The organism is Pyxidicoccus sp. M15 (genome assembly GCF_056858435.1).
The window spans coordinates 6,090,881-6,107,812 of sequence record NZ_CM166495.1; the positions used below are offsets into that span (position 1 = coordinate 6,090,881).

Here is a 16,932-nt window from a genome sequence, read left to right on the forward strand (position 1 = left end):
CGGACTCAGCCACCTGAAGCGTGGGCGCAAGCCTGGGAATGGCGCGACGCGTGTCATGGGCCGCCCTGTTGGATCGCGGTGGGACTTCGTTGTGTTTTTCACGTCGAGCACGGAGGGGCGTAGCGGCAGCCTCCGTTCATTCATCCATTCAATGGAGATGTCATGCGCACAATGCGGGCCCACAGGGCCCTGCTGTTGGGATTGGTCTGTGTGGCCGTGGGCTGTAGCAGCAAGCCGCCGGAGGAGACGACGGTGGCCAGCCAGGCTGCGCCCCTGGTGACGGTGGGGTGGGCGTCCACGGGCGCCATGGCGGAGGCGCGCAAGTACCACGCGGGCGTGGCGCTGACTTCGGGCAAGGTGCTGGTGCTGGGCGGCTACAACTCCAGCGGCTACTTGTCCTCCGCGACCATCTTTGACCCTGCGACGGGCACCTGGACGGCGGCGGCCCCCATGCCGGAAGCCCGACAGGTGCTCACCGCGACGCGGCTGTCTTCAGGCAAGGTGCTGGTCGCGGGCGGTGAGGGGCAGCCTGGCCGCCTGGCGTCCACGGCCGTCTTTGACCCGGCTACCAACACGTGGGCCTCGGCGGGCAGCTTCGCCTCCGGAGTGGCGCGCGACTCCTTGACGGCGACGCTGCTGCCCTCGGGCCAGGTGCTGGTGGCGGGCGGTGGAAACGGCTCGGGTCCGCAGAACAAGGTGGATGTGTATGACCCAGCTTCTGGCGCCTGGAGCGTGGGCGCGAGCCTGGGAATGGCGCGACGGGACCATACGGCGACGCTGTTGCCTTCGGGCCAGGTGCTGGTGGTGGGCGGCAGGGCGAGCACCAGCCTGGCGACGGCGGAGGTGTACACGCCGTCGACCAATACCTGGACGACGACGGGAAGCCTGGCCACCGCGCGCCACAACCACACGGCAACGCTGCTGCCCTCGGGCAAGGTGCTGGTGGTGGGCGGCCGCAACAGCGCCGGGCTGGTGGCGACGGCGGAGGAGTATGACCCGAGCACGGGGCTGTGGAGCGCGGCGGGCACGTTGGGCACCGCGCGGGAGCTGCACACGGCGACGCGGCTGAGCACGGGGAAGGTGCTGGTGGCCGGAGGCATGTATGGGAGTGCGGCGACAAACGCGCTGGGCAGCGCGGAGGTGTACGACTCGGGCACCGGACAGTGGAGCACGGTGACGCCCATGGCGGGCGCCCGGTACGTGCACGTGGCGGTAGCGCTGGAGGGAAAGGTGCTGGTGGTGGGAGGCATCGGCACCAGCGGTGCGAGCCTGAAGACGGCGGAGGTGTATGCGTATGACGCGTGCGCCGGGGTGAGCTGCAACAACGCGCCCGGCCCGTGCTACGAGGCGGCCGGGACGTGCAGCAATGGGGCCTGCAGCTACGCGCCGAAGGCCGTGGGCGTGACGTGCGATGACGGGAATGCGTGCACCGGGGCGGACGCATGCGATGGCGCGGGCGTTTGCGCGGGCAGTGCCACCAGCTGCACCAGCCCGCCCGGGCAGTGCTACGAGGCGGCGGGCGCGTGCAGCGACGGCAACTGCACCTACGCGTACAAGGAGGCGGGCGCCGGGTGTGATGACGGGGATGCGTGCACGGTGGGAGAGACGTGCAACGGGGCCGGTGGGTGCGCGGGGACGCCGCTGAGCTGCACCAGCCCGCCCGGGCAGTGCTACCAGGCGGCGGGGACGTGCAGCGCGGGGGCGTGCTCCTATGCGCCGCAGCCCGCGGGCACCGCCTGTAATGATGGCAATGCGGGTACCATCAACGACGTGTGCAGCGGGACGGGCGTGTGCGCGGGAGCACCGGCGTGCACGACGCCGCCGAGCGCCTGCCATGACTCCCCGGGTACGTACGTCAACGGGGCCTGCACGTACCCGGTGAAGGCGGCTGGGACGGCATGTGGCGCGGGCCAGGTGTGCAACACGACGGGGCAGTGCCTGAGCGGGTGCTGGATTGCAGGAGCGTACTACGCGGCGGGTGCCACCCACCCGAGCGTCGCCTGCCAGGAGTGCAACCCGGGCGTGTCGACGAGCGGCTGGAGCAACAAGGCCGTGGGAACCACGTGCGCTGCTCCCGCGGCCGGAACCTGGGGGAGTTGCGGTGGATTTGGTGACACGTGCGACGAGACGGGCAGCCAGTCGCGCACGGTGACGGCGTATGCCTGCACCAGCAGCGCGACGTGTGCGGGCTCGGACTCGAGTGAGACGCAGGCCTGCACGCGCAGCACGGCTGGCACCGCGTGCGGTACGAGCCCTGGGGCCTGGGGAAGCTGCGGAGGCTTCAGTGACTTCTGCGACACGACGGGGACGCAGTCGAGGACGGTAACGGCCTCCACGTGTGGCGCGGGGACGTGCAGCGCGTCGAGCACCAGCACGGAGACGCAGGCGTGCACGCGGACGGCGCCCGACACGAGCTGCGCGGCGCCGAGCTACGGGGCATGGAGCGCGTGCAGTGCCGGCAATGTCTGCTCGACCACGGGGACGCAGTCGAGGACGGTGACGAGCTTCAGCTACAGCTGCGCCACCGGGCAGTGCGTGGCGTCCACCAGCACGGAGACGCAGTCCTGCACGCGCGCCACGGACGGTAACAGTTGCGGCACCCCCACCTACGGAGGTTGGGGAAGCTGCAGTGGCTACAGCAGCACCTGTGACCAAACAGGGAGGCAGTCACGCTCTGTTACCTCGTACACCTGCTCCAACGGGACATGCGGAGCCTCCACCGGCACGGAGTCGCAGACGTGCACGCGCGGCACGGACGGAGATTATTGCGGTACGAGCTCCGGAGGCTGGGGAAGCTGCGGAGGCTTCAGTGACTACTGCGACGCGTCGGGGTCGCAGTCGAGGACGGTGACAGATTACGAGTGCGGAGGTGGAACGTGCGACGCGTCGAGCACCAGCACGGAGACGCAGTCGTGCAGCCGGGTGCCGCCCGGTCCCCAATCGTGCCCCTCGAGCTATGGGAGCTGGAGCGCCTGTGGTGGGTTCAGCGATGCATGTGACGCGTCGGGCACGCAGTCTCGCCAGGTGACGCACTACACCTATAACTGCGCGACAGGACAGTGTACGTCAACATCCAGCAGCTCGGAGACGCAGGCGTGTACGCGGACGCCTCCCGGTCCACAGCAGTGCACGGCGACAAGCTACGGGCCGTGGGGCACGTGCATCCGCGCCACCCCCTGCGGGCAGGGGATACAACAAAGGACGGTGACGAGTTACAGCTACAGCTGCGCAAGCGGGGCGTGCGTGGCGTCCACGACCACGGAGACGCAGGACTGTTCAGTCTCCGCGATGCCTGGTTGGACGCTGTGCCCCAATGGCACGTGCACGACTCTAGAGGACAACGACAACTGTGGCGCTTGTGGGAATGCTTGTACGGGCCCCAAGTACAACGTCTGTATGGGGGGAAATTGCTGTGCTTCGCCGACCAATTGCTTGTAGGTCCTCGCCCTCCATCATGACGTGAGGACAGGGGCGTGAGCATGTCCGTCACCGCGGTGGCTGTCACAGCGTGAGCGGACCGAGGGCGAGCGATAGAAGAAGACGCTCGCCCCCATCTTGAACCAGCGCAGCCAGACGAGGGCGAAGAGGAAGACGCCGGGCCAGCCTGTCTCTCCAAGCGTGATGAGAAACAGGCTGTGCCCCGGCGGGGCCTGCGCCGCGTCCACGTTCGAGCCCGCCCGGATGGGCCCGTCCGGCGGTGCCCGGTCGGTGCCCGTGTATGGGATGTAGCCCGACTGAGAGGACGACTCGGCGTCCCATGCGGACTCTGGTGGAGTCCCATACGCGCTTGAAATGAGGACAGGGAGCAGTTCCTCGGTCACGTAGCCGCACGGCTGGACGCGAGTTGTCAGCACGAGTCGCTAGAAGTCCATCAATGAGTCACTCGGCACCCCAGTTCGCGTCGATGCGCCCCACAGGTGACTGTCCCAAGGCAATGAGGGTGCTTGACGTAGGCCCCCGAGCCAGCCGGTTGAACGACCAGAAGATTGTGTTTTCCACGTCGGATAGGGCATCTTGGTTGACTGAAGCAAACCAAGGAGGCCGCAGCGACAGCCTCCGTTCATCCATTCACTGGAGATGTCATGCGCGCAATGCGGGCCCACAGGGCCCTGCTGTTGGGATTGGTCTGTGTGGTCGTGGGCTGTAGCAGCAAGCCGCCGGAGGAGAAGACGGTGGCCAGCCAGGCTGCGCCCCTGGTGACGGTGGGGTGGGAGGCCACGAGCGCCATGGCGGAGGCGCGCAAGTACCACGCGGGCGTGGCGCTGACTTCGGGCAAGGTGCTGGTGCTGGGCGGCTACAACTCCAGCGGCTACTTGTCCTCCGCGACCATCTTTGACCCTGCGACGGGCACCTGGACGGCCGCGGCCCCCATGCCTGAGGCCCGGCAGGTGCTCACCGCGACGCGGCTGTCTTCGGGCAAGGTGCTGGTGGCGGGCGGTGAGAATGCCACCGGCCGCCTGGCGTCCACGGCCGTCTATGACCCGGCCACCAATACGTGGGCCTCGGCGGGCAGCTTCGCCTCCGCAGTGGCGCGCGACTCCTTGACGGCGACGCTGCTGCCCTCGGGCCAGGTGCTGGTGGCGGGCGGTGGAAACGGCTCGGGTCCGCAGAACAAGGTGGATGTGTATGACCCGGCTTCCGGCGCCTGGAGCGTGGGCGCGAGCCTGGGCATGGCGCGACGCAACCATACGGCGACATTGCTGCCCTCGGGCCAGGTGCTGGTGGTGGGTGGGAGGTCCAACACCAGCCTGGCGACGGCGGAGGTGTACACGCCGTCGAGCAATACCTGGACGACGACGGGAAGCCTGGCCACCGCACGCCACAACCACACAGCGACGCTGCTGCCCTCGGGCAAGGTGCTGGTGGTGGGCGGCCGCAACAGCGCCGGGCTGGTGGCGACCGCGGAGGAGTATGACCCGAGCACGGGGCTGTGGAGCGCGGCGGGCACGCTGGGCACCGCCAGGGAGCTGCACACGGCGACGCGGCTGAGCACGGGGAAGGTGCTGGTGGCCGGAGGGATGTATGGGAGTGCGGCGACAAACGCGCTGGGCAGCGCGGAGGTGTACGACTCGGGCACCGGGCAGTGGAGCACGGCGACGCCCATGGCCGGCGCCCGGTACGTGCACGTGGCGGTGGCGCTGGAGGGAAAGGTGCTGGTGGTGGGAGGCATCGGCACCAGCGGTGCGAGCCTGAAGACGGCGGAGGTGTACGCGTATGACGCGTGCGCCGGGGTGAGCTGCAACAGCGCGCCCGGCTCCTGCTACGAGGCGGCCGGGACGTGCAGCAATGGGGCCTGCAGCTACGCGCCGAAGGCTTCCGGCGTGGCGTGCGATGACGGGAATGCGTGCACCGGGGCCGACGCGTGCGACGGCGCGGGCGTTTGCGCGGGCAGTGCCACCAGCTGCAGCAACCCTCCCGGGCAGTGCTACGAGGCGGCGGGCGCGTGCAGCGACGGCAACTGCACCTACGCGTACAAGGAGGCGGGTGCCGGGTGTGATGACGGGGATGCGTGCACGGTGGGAGAGACGTGCAACGGGGCCGGCGGGTGCGCGGGGACGCCGCTGAGCTGCACCAGCCCGCCCGGGCAGTGCTACCAGGCGGCGGGGACGTGCAGCGAGGGGGCGTGCTCCTATGCGCCGCAGCCCGCGGGCACCGCCTGCAATGATGGCAATGCCGGCACCATCAACGACGTGTGCAGCGGGACGGGCGTGTGCGCGGGAGTCCCGGCCTGCACGACGCCACCGAGCGCCTGCCACGACTCCCCGGGAACGTACGCCAACGGGGCCTGCACCTACCCCTTCAAGGGCGCTGGCACCGTCTGCGATGACGGCAGTGCCTGCACGACGGGAGACGTGTGCAACGGCGCGGGCACGTGCGGCGGCGCAGCGTTGAGCTGCAACAGTCCGCCCAGCCAGTGCTACCAGGCCGCGGGCACCTGCTCCCATGGGACTTGCAGCTACGCGCCGAAGCCCTCGGGGGCGAGCTGCGATGACGGCAACGCCTGCACCACGGGTGACACCTGCAACGGCGCGGGCACGTGCGGCGGCGCGGCGCTGAGCTGTAACAGCCCGCCCAGCCAGTGCTACCAGGCCGCGGGCACCTGCTCCAACGGGACCTGCAGCTATGCGCCGAAGTCCTCGGGGGCAAGCTGCGATGACGGCAACGCCTGCACCACGGGTGACACCTGCAATGGCGCGGGTACGTGCGGCGGCGCAGCGCTGAGCTGCAACAGCCCGCCCAGCCAGTGCTACCAGGCCGCGGGCACCTGCTCCAGCGGGACCTGCAGCTACGCGCCGAAGTCCTCGGGGGCGAGCTGCGATGACGGCAACGCCTGCACCACGGGTGACACCTGCAACGGCGCGGGCACGTGCGGCGGCGCAGCGCTGAGCTGCAACAGCCCGCCCAGCCAGTGCTACCAGGCCGCGGGCACCTGCTCCAACGGGACGTGCAACTACGCGCCGAAGTCCTCGGGGGCAAGCTGCGATGACGGCAACGCCTGCACCACGGGTGACGCCTGCAATGGCGCGGGCACGTGCGGCGGCACCGCCCTGAGCTGCTCCACCGCGAGCAGTAACTACTGCAGCGGCAATGACGTGCGGAGGACCACCGGCACCGGCACCTGCAGCGGCGGCGTTTGTGGTTCCACCGACGCCCTGGTCCAGACGTGCCAGACTGGCACCAGCGGGCCCTACTGCAGCGGCGGCGGCGCCTATCAGACTGTCTACGGCGGCTGCGTCAACGGCGCCTGCACGTCCACCCCGCAACTCATCGAGACGTGCGACACCTCGAGCAGTACCTACTGCAGCGGCAACAACGTTCGCAGGAGCACGGGTACCGGCTGCAGCGGCGGCTCCTGTGGCTCCACCGACACCTTCGTCCAGTCATGCTCCACCTCCAGCAGCGATTACTGCAGTGGCAACGACGTCCGCAGGAGCACCGGCACCGGCTGCAGCGGCGGCGCCTGTGGCTCCACTGACTCCTTCGTCCGGACCTGCCAGACGGGCACCAGCAGCCCCTTCTGCAGCGGCAACAACGTGTACCAGACCGTCAACTCTGGCTGCAGCGGTGGTGCCTGCTCGTCCTTCCAGGAGTTCGTCCAGCCATGCTCTACCGCGAGCAGCACCTACTGCAGCGGCAACAACGTCCGGAAGACCACCGGAACCGGCTGCAGCGGCGGCAACTGTGGCACCTCCGACTCCTTCGTCCAGGCGTGCTCCACCGCCAGCAGCAACTACTGCAGCGGCAACGACGTCCGGAGGATCACCGGCACCGGCTGCAGTGGCGGCTCCTGTGGCTCCACCGACTCCTACGTCCAGACGTGTCCGACCGGCGCCGGCAGCACCTACTGCAGCGGCAATACCGTCTACCAGAACGTCAATAATGGCTGCAGCGGCGGTTCCTGCTCATCCACCTCGCAACCCGTCCAGACGTGCTCCACCGCGAGCAGTACCTACTGCAGTGGCAACGACGTCCGCAGGATCACCGGAACCGGCTGCAGCGGCGGCTCCTGTGGCTCCACCGACACCTTCGTCCAGACCTGCCAGAGCGGCTACGCCTGCCTGGCGGGAGCCTGTGAACAGGTCGCCTGCGATCCCGGTCTCACCCGGTGCGATGGGACGTGTACGAACCTGCAAACAGACTTTTTCAATTGCGGCTATTGCGGAAACAATTGCAGGGATTACGCCGCCCACTGGTGTGCAGATGGCATCTGTGACGGCTTTTTGTAGCCGACGACTGCCGCACACCAGCCAATATGCAGGCATGGTGCAAGTCGACTTCGATGTGGGTTGCCGGTCACCGGTTCAGGCAGAAGTCTGAGCCGGCTCAGAGCGACGCAGTAGCGAAGTGAGTCTCCTCTGTTTCCGTGGACGCCCGAGCTGTGATGGAGCAGGGCCGGGATGTCCACGGAAACACGGGCCACATGACGTGAGGACAGGGGCGTGAGTATGTCCGTCACCGCGGTGGCGGTCGCACCGCGGTGAGCGCCTCCTGTGTGTGGCCTCACCGACGCCTGCGTCCAGGCCTGTGCCAGTGGGCAGGAGTGCAGCAACCCCAGGTGCTGGAGGCACGGGTCGACGCGCCGTGTCCGACGGGCGGGCAGCGGCCGCCAGCTTGAGTGCTCCCCTGGCCGTTCACCCTGGATTGAGGCGCGCCTCAACTCGGACCGTCCGCTGCGGACCTCGACGTGTTACGAGCGTCCGCATGTCCAAGAACCTCCCCGCACGCCCTCGTGCCGTCCTCGTCGGCGTCCAGTTCCCCAGCGTCTCGGACACGGAGCACGCCGCCGACCTCGCGGAGCTCCGTCGGCTGGTGCACACGCTGGGGTACGACACCGTGGCGACCGTGTCCCAGCGCCGCTCGGCCCTGGCCTCCGGGACGGTGCTCGGCACGGGAAAGCTCAAGGAGCTGGCCGCGCTCACCGGTGGACCTGGCGTGATTACGTCCGGAGCCCGCAACCAGACCTCCAAGGCCCGCGCGAAGTGGGAGGCCGAGGAGGAGGAGACCGCTCCCGACGCGGAGGCGTCCGGCGCGGAAGCGGGTGACGCCGAGGAGGAAGAGGCCGAGCCGACGGAGGAGCCCACCGACGTCGAAGCCGCCGCCGCCGGGCCGCGTCCCACGGTGGTCGTCGTGGACCACGAGCTCTCCCCGAGCCAGCTCCGCAACCTCGAGAAGGCCACCGGCGCGCTGGTGATGGACCGCACCGGCGTCATCGTGGACATCTTCCACCGGCACGCGCGGAGCCACGAGGCGCGCATGCAGGTGGAGATTGCCCGGCTCAACTACCTCGCGCCCCGGCTGCGCGAGTCCTCGGGGGGCAGCGAGCGCCAGCAGGGCCGTGGCGCCGGTGACTCCGCCGTGGAGCTCGACCGGCGCAAGATTCGAGACCGGCTCGCGGAGCTGCGCGAGGGGCTCGCCGCCATCGAAAGGGAACAGGACCACCGCCGGTATGCCCGGAGGGACCAGCTCCGGGTGGCCCTGGTCGGCTACACCAACGCGGGCAAGTCCTCGCTGATGCGCGCCCTCACCGGCAGCGAGGTGCTGGTGGCCGACCAGCTCTTCGCCACGCTCGACACCACGGTGCGCGCGCTGCACCCGGAGACGCGGCCGCGCGTGCTCGTCTCCGACACGGTGGGCTTCATCCAGAAGCTGCCACACGACCTCGTCGCCTCCTTCCGCTCCACCCTGGACGAGGCGCTGGAGGCGTCGCTGCTGCTCTACGTGGTGGATGCGTCCGACCCGACGTGGGACGCGCAGCTCGAAGTCACCCGGAGCGTGCTCCGCGAGATTGGCGCGGATGCCGTTCCCAGCCGGCTGCTCCTGAACAAGGTGGACCGGCTGGATGACGCGGCGCGCGAGGAGCTGCGGGCCCGGCACCCGGACGCCATCCAGCTGTCGGCGCACCGGCCGGACGACGTGGCGTCGCTGCGGCGGAGCATCCTCCAGTTCTTCGAGGCGTCCATGGTGGAGGCCGACCTGGTGATTCCGTACGCGAACCAGGGGCGCATCGGCGAGGTGTACGAGCACACCACGGTGCTCTCCCAGGAGTACGACGAGAGCGGCAGCAGGCTCCGGGTGCGTGGCCTTCCCGGCGCGATTGCCCGGCTCACCCAGGCGTTCCAGGCCTGACGCGAGCCGCCGCGCGGCCGAGCGCCCCGACGCACTGCGGCTCGGCGGGCAGGCGGGGGCGTCCTTCCGGCTGACGGACCCATGACATGGGCATGGGACAAGCCCGAGGTGTTGCGTCGTGACTCGCCGCACCCGCACCCCTCGGAGCCCGTCATCCCATGGACAGGACACCCCAGATTGCCGACAAGGAGCTCCTTGCCCGGACACGCCCCTTCGCCGTCCAGGACACCGCGAGGGCGGGGTGGAACATCGCCGCCACCTATGGCGCGCTGGTAGCGGCGGTCGCCCTCGCCGCGGCCGCGCCGTGGTGGCCGCTGCGAATCGTGGGCACGTTCCTGGAGGCGCTCGTCCTCATCCGCGCGTTCATCCTCTTCCATGACTTCATGCACGGCGCGCTGCTGCCCGGCTCGCGCGTGACGCGGTGGATCTTCCACGTGCAGGGCATCCTCACGCTCACGCCCCCGCGCCTCTGGGCCGACACGCACAACCACCACCACGCCAACACCGCGCGCCTCGCCGTTTCCGCAGCGGGCACGTTCACCACGTGGACCACGGACACGTGGAAGAAGGCCTCGCGCTGGCAGCGGCTCGCGTATGTCGTCGAGCGGCATCCGCTGACGTTCGCCACCGGCTACGTCACCGCGTTCCTGCTGCTCCAGTGCCTGGTGCCATTCCTGAAGAACCCGCGCCGGTATGCGTCCTCGGGGCTCGCGGTGCTGGTGCACGCCGCGCTGTCGGTGGCGGTGTGGCAGCTGTTCGGTCCGGGCGTCTACCTCACGGCCTTCCTCGGCCCGCTCGTCGTCGCGTACGCCCTGGGCGTCTATCTCTTCTATTCACAGCACAACTTTCCCGACGTGGACATCCGCCACGAGGAGCAGTGGACGCACGCGGGTGCGGCGCTCGAGGCGTCGAGCTACCTGCGCTGCGGGCCTGTCATGGCATGGTTCACCGGCAACATCGGCTACCACCACGTCCACCACCTCAACCCGCGCATCCCGTTCTACCGGCTGCCGGAGGCCATGGCCGCCATCCCGGAGCTGCAGCACCCGCGCGTCACGACGCTGAACGTGACGGACGTGCTCGCGTGCCTGCGGCAGAACCTGTGGGACCCGGAGCGGGGACGGATGGTCCGCTACAGCGAGGCGTAGGGCCCGGGAGTCGCCGCCAGGATGTGGCGACCGGAATCGCCAGCCGGGTGCGTATGGTCTCTGCCTTCCCTGCAGCGAGGGGAAGGGCCGTGGCCGACCCCTCCCGCTGGAGAATGACCGTGATGCGAATCCCCCGTGTCGCACTGCTGCTCCTCACACCCCTGCTTGCCCTCGTGGCCTGCTCACCCACCTCGAACGAGCCGGACACCTCCAGGACGGAGGGGCCCACGCCCGCCACGTCCTCGGCGGGACTGGTGGACCCGCCCTTCCTCGGCGTGGACGAGCTGTGGGGCCGTGAGCGCCTGGGCCTCTGGCGCGGCGGCCAGTTCTTCCACGTCCAGGGCAACCTCGTGGAAGTCTGGAACAACGCCGGCAGCCTCGCGATGCGCCAGTTCCGCGCTCCCGCCTCGGGCGCCGGGCTGCAGCTCGTCTGGGAAGGGACGCACGGAGAGGGCTACGGCACCAACCTCCTCGTCCTGGGCGACAGCATCCTCCAGTTCTGGGACAACAACGGCCGGCTGGGGATGATGCAGTACCGGCTGCGCGCCAACGGCATCGGCTTCGACGAGGTGTGGGCCACCGTGGACATCGGGGAGGGCTACTCCCCCCGGTTCTTCGCCCTGGGCAACAACCTCATCCAGCTGTGGAACAACAACGGGCAGACGGCCACCATCCACTACGCCCTGGACACGGATGGCAGCGGCTTCGTGTGGCGGGCCAACCAGACGCACGCGGAGGGTTATGGCCTCGAGTACGTCGCGTCCGGCGACAGCCTCCTGCAGTTCTGGAACAACAACGGAACCGTGGGCGCCATCCAGTACCGCCTGCGCTCGGACGGGCAGGGCCTGGACGAGGTCTGGGGGGACGTGGACCTGGAGCGGCCGTGGGGAGGGGAGTTCCACGTCATCGGACAGGACGTGCTGCAGCTGAGGAACAACAACGGGCGGCTGGCGATGGTCCGGTATGCCCCGCTCGCGCCGCAGGGCTTCGCCGCGCAGCCCGCGCAGCCCGACGTGGGCACGGGCTTCGGGCCCCGGCACCTGGTGGTGGGCTCCACGCTCGTGCAGCTGTGGAATGCCAATGGGCGCCTGGGCGTGTTCTCCCACGTGCGCGAGCCGAATGAGTCGCAGTACACGTTGAAGGGGGGCGTGGACATGTTCGCGCCCTACGACGGCACGTTCCTCGCCATGGGGAACGTGCTGGTCCAGGCCCGCGACGTCAACGGCCAGCTCGCGCTGCTCCAGTACGGGCTCGCCGGCTGCTACACCACGCCCCACCTGACGCAATACGGTTACTACAACTACTACAACATGCCCGAGACTCCGGCGTTGAACCTCGCGGAGCTGAAGGACCACACGAACCTGACCCCCGTGTACATGTTCCCCTCGACGGATGCCCGGGCTCCGGAGACGGTGTTCCCGGCGCTGCATGCCGCGGACATGAAGGGCCTGGTCTTCCTCTGGGGCGGGGAGCTGGAGGACGCCCATGGCAGGCTCATCACCGGCTGCAGCGCGGCCGAGAAGGCCGAGTGGCTGCCGAAGTGGACCGCGCTCGCCAACCGGCTCCAGCCCTACGTCAATGACATTGGCGGGCTGTACTTCGAGGAGATGCACTGGCGGCAGCTCCACACGTACTACAAGGCCGAGAACGGTCCGATGGCGACGTCTCCCGTCACGCCCGACATGGTGCTCGCGGACCTGGAGCTGACCAATCAGCGCCTGTCCTGCCTGCTGCAGCAGGTGCGCGCCGACTTCCCCAACACGAAGATCGTCCTGGCGGAGACGCCGGAGATCTTCTCCGGGGACCTCCGGTACATCCGCCCGAACCTGCTCTGCAAGAGCTGCGCGGCGCAGGTGCGGATTCCCAAGGAGGTGGACTACCTGGGGACCTACTTCTACCAGGCCGACCCCAGCGGCTTCCGGGCGGCGGGCCTGCGGGTGAAGAGCAGCTGCACCACGTGGTCGGATTGGGATGCGTACCACTGCATCGAGGGGGAAGATGAGGCGGCCTGCCTCCGCCATTCGGCGCAGGTCGCCGCCTGCGTGGAGACCATCGACGGCTACAAGCTGTCGGACGCGATGCAGGCGAAGCTCCAGCCCCCGTCGCCGCTGCAGAACGAGCAGCGGCTCTTCGCGATTCCGGCTTCCAACACGATTCCCGCCACGAATGCGACGGAGCGCGCCCAGGTCTCGCTGGCGCGGCGCTCGCTCCTCAACAACCTCTACGCCATGGCCGCGAACAACCCGCGCTACGTGGGACTGTTCTCCTACTTCTGGGGGGCCTCCTACTGGAAGGAGTCGCCGGCGCCGGGCGCCTATCACCTCGATGAAAACGGGCTGGGGCAGCTCCCGATGAACAACCCCCTGCGCAAGCGTTACTGGGACGTCGGGCGCTGCATCCTGCCCGGCCGCCCCCTGTAGCCCGTCGACTGCACGGAGGACGCAAGGGGCCTCCGTCGGGGCCGGCCCGGTCGGGAGCCGGGTCGGCGTGCTCGACGTTTCCCGGGGTCAGCTCCCGGGGCGGAGGCGCGTCGCTGCGGTTAGACTTCGCCAATGCATTCCAGCCCATCCAGCCGGTCGTCTGTCGTCGTGGCGGAGCTGGGGCCCACGAATACAGGGAAGACGCATCGCGCCATCGAGCGCATGCTCGAGCACGACTCGGGCATGATGGGCCTGCCGCTGCGCCTGCTCGCTCGTGAGGTCTACGACCGGGTGACCGCTCGGGTGGGCGAAGGCCGGGTGGCGCTGATGACGGGCGAGGAGAAGCGCCTGCCGCCGCGCCCCGACTATTGGATCTGCACCGTCGAGGCGATGCCGACCGACAAGCAGGTCGACTTCCTCGCCGTGGATGAAATCCAGCTCGCGGCCCACCGCGAGCGCGGGCACGTCTTCACGGACCGGTTGCTCCATGCGCGGGGGCGCCGGGAGACCTGGTTCCTCGGCGCGGACACGATGCGGCCGATGGTGCAGGGGCTCATCCCCCACGCCTCGGTGAAGCGCGCCACCCGCCTGTCGCAGCTTCGCTACGCCGGGCGCCGCTCCCTGAAGAGCCTGCCTCCGCGCTCGGCCGTGGTCGCGTTCTCCGCGGACCGCGTCTACGAGCTCGCCGAGGCGCTGCGCCGCCTCCGGGGTGGCGTCGCCGTGGTGTTGGGTGCGCTCTCTCCGAGGACGCGCAATGCCCAGGTGGCGATGTACCAGTCGGGGGAGGTCCAGTACCTCGTGGCCACGGACGCCATCGGGATGGGACTGAATCTCGACCTCAACCACGTGGCCTTCGCGGGGCTCTCCAAGTTCGACGGCGCCGAGCAGCGAGACCTCTTCCCGGACGAGATGGCGCAGATTGCCGGCCGCGCGGGGCGCCACCTGAATGACGGCAGCTTCGGCACCCTGAACACGCTGCCCGAGCTGAATCCGCGCATCGTCTCCGCCATTGAATCCCACCGCTTCCCCGCGGTGCGCAGTCTCATCTGGCGCAACGCCGCGCTCGACTTCTCGAGCCCGGAGGCCCTGCTGGACTCGCTGTCGAGGGCTCCCCAGCACAGCGCCTTCGTGCGGGTGGAGCGCGCGGACGACTTCGACGCGCTCAAGGACCTCTCGCACGTGCCAGCGATTCGCGAGATCGCCACGGACAAGGCCCGCGTCGAGCTGCTGTGGCAGGTCTGCCAGATTCCGGACTTCCGCAAGGGGCTCTTCGGCCAGCACGTGACGCTGCTGCGAGAGACCTTCCTCCAGCTCACCGAGGGCGACGGGAAGCTGGAGCAGGACTGGCTGGCCAGACAGGTCTCCCCGCTCGACGATGTCTCCGGGGACATCCACACGCTGATGGACCGGCTGGCCGCCATCCGCATCTGGACCTACATCAGCCATCGTTCGAGCTGGCTGCACGACGCCGAGCAGTGGCAGGAGCGCACGCGCCACATCGAGGACGCGCTGGGTGACGCCCTGCATGAGCGGCTCGTGGAGCGCTTCGTGCAGCGGGCCGCACGGAGGAGCGCGCGCCGCTTCGTGAGAGCCGGCGCCCACCCGCCGCCCGGGTCGGACAGTCCTTTCGCCAGGCTGGGGCAGCTGCTCGGGGAGATGCCGGACGCGGACGGCGCCGCGCTGACGGAGGAGCAGTTCGTCCAGCGGGTGGTCGACGCGACGCACGACGCCTTCCAGGTGGACGCGTCAGGGAGCATCTCGTTCGAAGGGCAGCCGCTGGGCCGCCTGGTGCGCGGGCGGGATCGGCGCACCCCGCAGCTCGCGCTGGCGGAGCCGGAAGTGTGGACGGGGGGCGCGAGGCAGCGGCTCGAGCGACGCCTGGTGGCGCTGGCGAGGGACCTCGTCACCGAAGCGATGGGAGGCTTTCCCGCCGAGGCGCTCACCGGAGCGGGGCGCTCCGCGGCCATGCGGGGCGTTGCCTACCGCCTGGCCGAGGGGCTGGGGGTGATTTCCCAGGGCGAGGCGCGCGAGCAGTGGCGGCTCTTAGACGACGCGGCACGCGAGCACCTGAGGACGCTGGGCGTCCGCGAGGGACAGCGCTTCCTCTACGTCGAAGAGGCGCTCGCACCGCATGCGCTGGAGCGGCGCTGCATGCTGATGGCGCTGTTCCAGCAGAGCCCTCCGCCCAGGGGCGCGCCGGGAGCGCCGGTGCTCCCGGTCGCCGAGCTGGGCGGCCGGGATGCGCGGGCCTTTGGCTATGCGGTGTTCGGTCCCGTGGCGTTGCGCATCGACATCGTCGAGCGGCTCAGTGAGGCGCTGCGCCACCCGCACGGGGCCCGACAGGTGCATGCGCTGATGCAGGAATTGGGGCTGGAGAGTGGCATCCGCACGCGGGTGCTGCGAGAGCTGGGAGGACCGTCCGGGGGCGCTCCGACGAAGCGAAGGCGACGGCGGCGGAGCGGGAAGCCGCAGGCGCCGGGGCGTGACAAGACTGGCGCCAATGGGCAGACGCCTCACGCCGGCTCGCACCCGCAGTCCCGGAGGAGCGAGGCCGGGGAGGGGGAGGGTCGAGGCCCGATTGAAGGGGCCGGAAGGCGCCTCTAAACGGCCGATCGCGATGTTCGCACGACCTCAGGCGGTGCGCCTGAGGTCCCCTCGGCGCAGGCTTGGACTGGCAGAGCGCTGGGCGTTGCGTCCGGAGAGGTAGGCCTGCACCCGCTCCATGAGGCGGGCCAGGGTGCGGCAGCGGTGATTGCGGGTGACGTTGGCGTGCAGGTCCAGCCACACCCTCTCGATGCGGTTGCCCTCCGGGCAGTACGGCGGCAGGAAGTGGAGCACGATGCGCCCGCCCAGCTGCGCGAGCGCCTTGAGCGTCTTCTTGCTGCTGTGGACCGAGGCGTTGTCGAGGATGAGGTGGATGCGACGAGCCCGTCGGTACTCGCCCGCCAGGCGCCAGAGAAGCTGGATGAAGAGGTCACTGGCCTTGGACTTGCCCTCTATCCAGGTCAGCTTCCCCGTCCTCGCATTCAGAGCTCCGGCCAGATAGCGCTTCTGGTTGTTGCCGGGCGTCACCACCACCCGGCGCTGACCGGGCAGGCACCAGTCGCGTCCCACCTTGGGATTGAGGTGGATGTCCACCTCGTCCACGTAGAGCACCGGCTCCTCGGGCGGGGTGTACCTCTCCAGGCACTTCAACTCGTAGAGCCGGCGGCGGCGCTTCCACCCCGGCCAGGGGCACTGGACGATGGGTTTGGCTGCCTTGAGCCGCGCGCCGAGTGAGGCCAGAGCCCGGCCCATGGTCGCCACGGACACGCGCGGCATGCCTCGGCGCTCCAGCTCCAGGCTCAGCAACTCCCGCGTCCAGGTGGGCCGGCACCAACCCCAGTCCTCGGGCGTGCCCACCAGCACGCGCGAGAGCTTCTCGCGGAATCGGTCATCGACCTTGGGCTGGCCGTTGCCCTTTCGCCTGTCCCGGAGGGCTTCGCGCCCGCCTTCCCGGTAGCGACGCACGGCGCACACAACGGTGGAGGTGGCGCACCCCAGGAAGTGAGCCGCAGCGCTGCACGACTCGCCGCGCGCCACGGCGGCCACCGCCATGCACCGCCGCAGGGTGAGCGGGCAGCCGCTCAGCTCGCCCCAGCGTAGCAGCGCCTGGCGCTGCCGACGCTTCAACCAGAACCTACCCTTGCCCTTGGGCAGGGCCTTCTCGCTCTCAGGTTTTCTGCGCACACAGAGCC

General features: G+C 69.5%; 7 protein-coding genes and 1 pseudogene. 6 read left to right on the forward strand and 2 right to left on the reverse strand.

All coding sequences use genetic code 11. The annotated features are described in order from the left end of the window. Nucleotides 1–306 precede the first annotated feature (306 nt). Nucleotides 307–1,188: pseudogene (locus ACX9TP_RS22865) on the forward strand (Kelch repeat-containing protein); the annotation flags it as partial. Nucleotides 1,189–1,967: 779 nt separating this feature from the next. Here ACX9TP_RS22865 and ACX9TP_RS22870 read toward each other — a convergent pair. Next, nucleotides 1,968–2,411 carry a hypothetical protein gene (locus tag ACX9TP_RS22870; protein WP_482982379.1) on the reverse strand — a complete coding sequence of 148 codons (444 nt, stop codon included), beginning with the start codon at nt 2,409–2,411 and terminating at the stop codon, nt 1,968–1,970. Nucleotides 2,412–4,082: 1,671 nt separating this feature from the next. On the opposite strand from ACX9TP_RS22870, the gene ACX9TP_RS22875 reads away from it, so the two are divergent. The 5 genes from ACX9TP_RS22875 (at nt 4,083) to ACX9TP_RS22895 (ending at nt 15,799) form a co-directional block, all read left to right on the forward strand. After that, nucleotides 4,083–7,727, forward strand: coding sequence for a Kelch repeat-containing protein (locus ACX9TP_RS22875; RefSeq protein ID WP_482981856.1), 3,645 nt, complete (start codon nt 4,083–4,085; stop codon nt 7,725–7,727). Nucleotides 7,728–8,202: 475 nt separating this feature from the next. After that, the gene (gene hflX / locus ACX9TP_RS22880) at nt 8,203–9,627 is read left to right on the forward strand and encodes a GTPase HflX (protein WP_482981857.1); all 1,425 of its coding nucleotides are present in this window, start codon (nt 8,203–8,205) and stop codon (nt 9,625–9,627) included. A 158-nt stretch (nt 9,628–9,785) separates the two neighbouring features. Then, nucleotides 9,786–10,775: a fatty acid desaturase family protein gene (locus ACX9TP_RS22885; protein ID WP_482981858.1), complete on the forward strand. Its 990-nt coding sequence runs from the start codon at nt 9,786–9,788 to the stop codon at nt 10,773–10,775. 122 nt (nt 10,776–10,897) lie between these two features. Next, nucleotides 10,898–13,195: a hypothetical protein gene (locus ACX9TP_RS22890; protein WP_482981859.1), complete on the forward strand. Its 2,298-nt coding sequence runs from the start codon at nt 10,898–10,900 to the stop codon at nt 13,193–13,195. Between the two features lie 132 nt (nt 13,196–13,327). Continuing rightward, nucleotides 13,328–15,799, forward strand: coding sequence for a helicase-related protein (locus tag ACX9TP_RS22895; protein WP_482981860.1), 2,472 nt, complete (start codon nt 13,328–13,330; stop codon nt 15,797–15,799). 27 nt (nt 15,800–15,826) lie between these two features. On the opposite strand, the gene ACX9TP_RS22900 is transcribed toward ACX9TP_RS22895, so the two are convergent. After that, entirely contained in the window at nt 15,827–16,867 is a 1,041-nt protein-coding gene (locus ACX9TP_RS22900; RefSeq protein ID WP_482978523.1) for an IS630 family transposase, read from the reverse strand. Between the last annotated feature and the right edge of the window lie 65 nt (nt 16,868–16,932).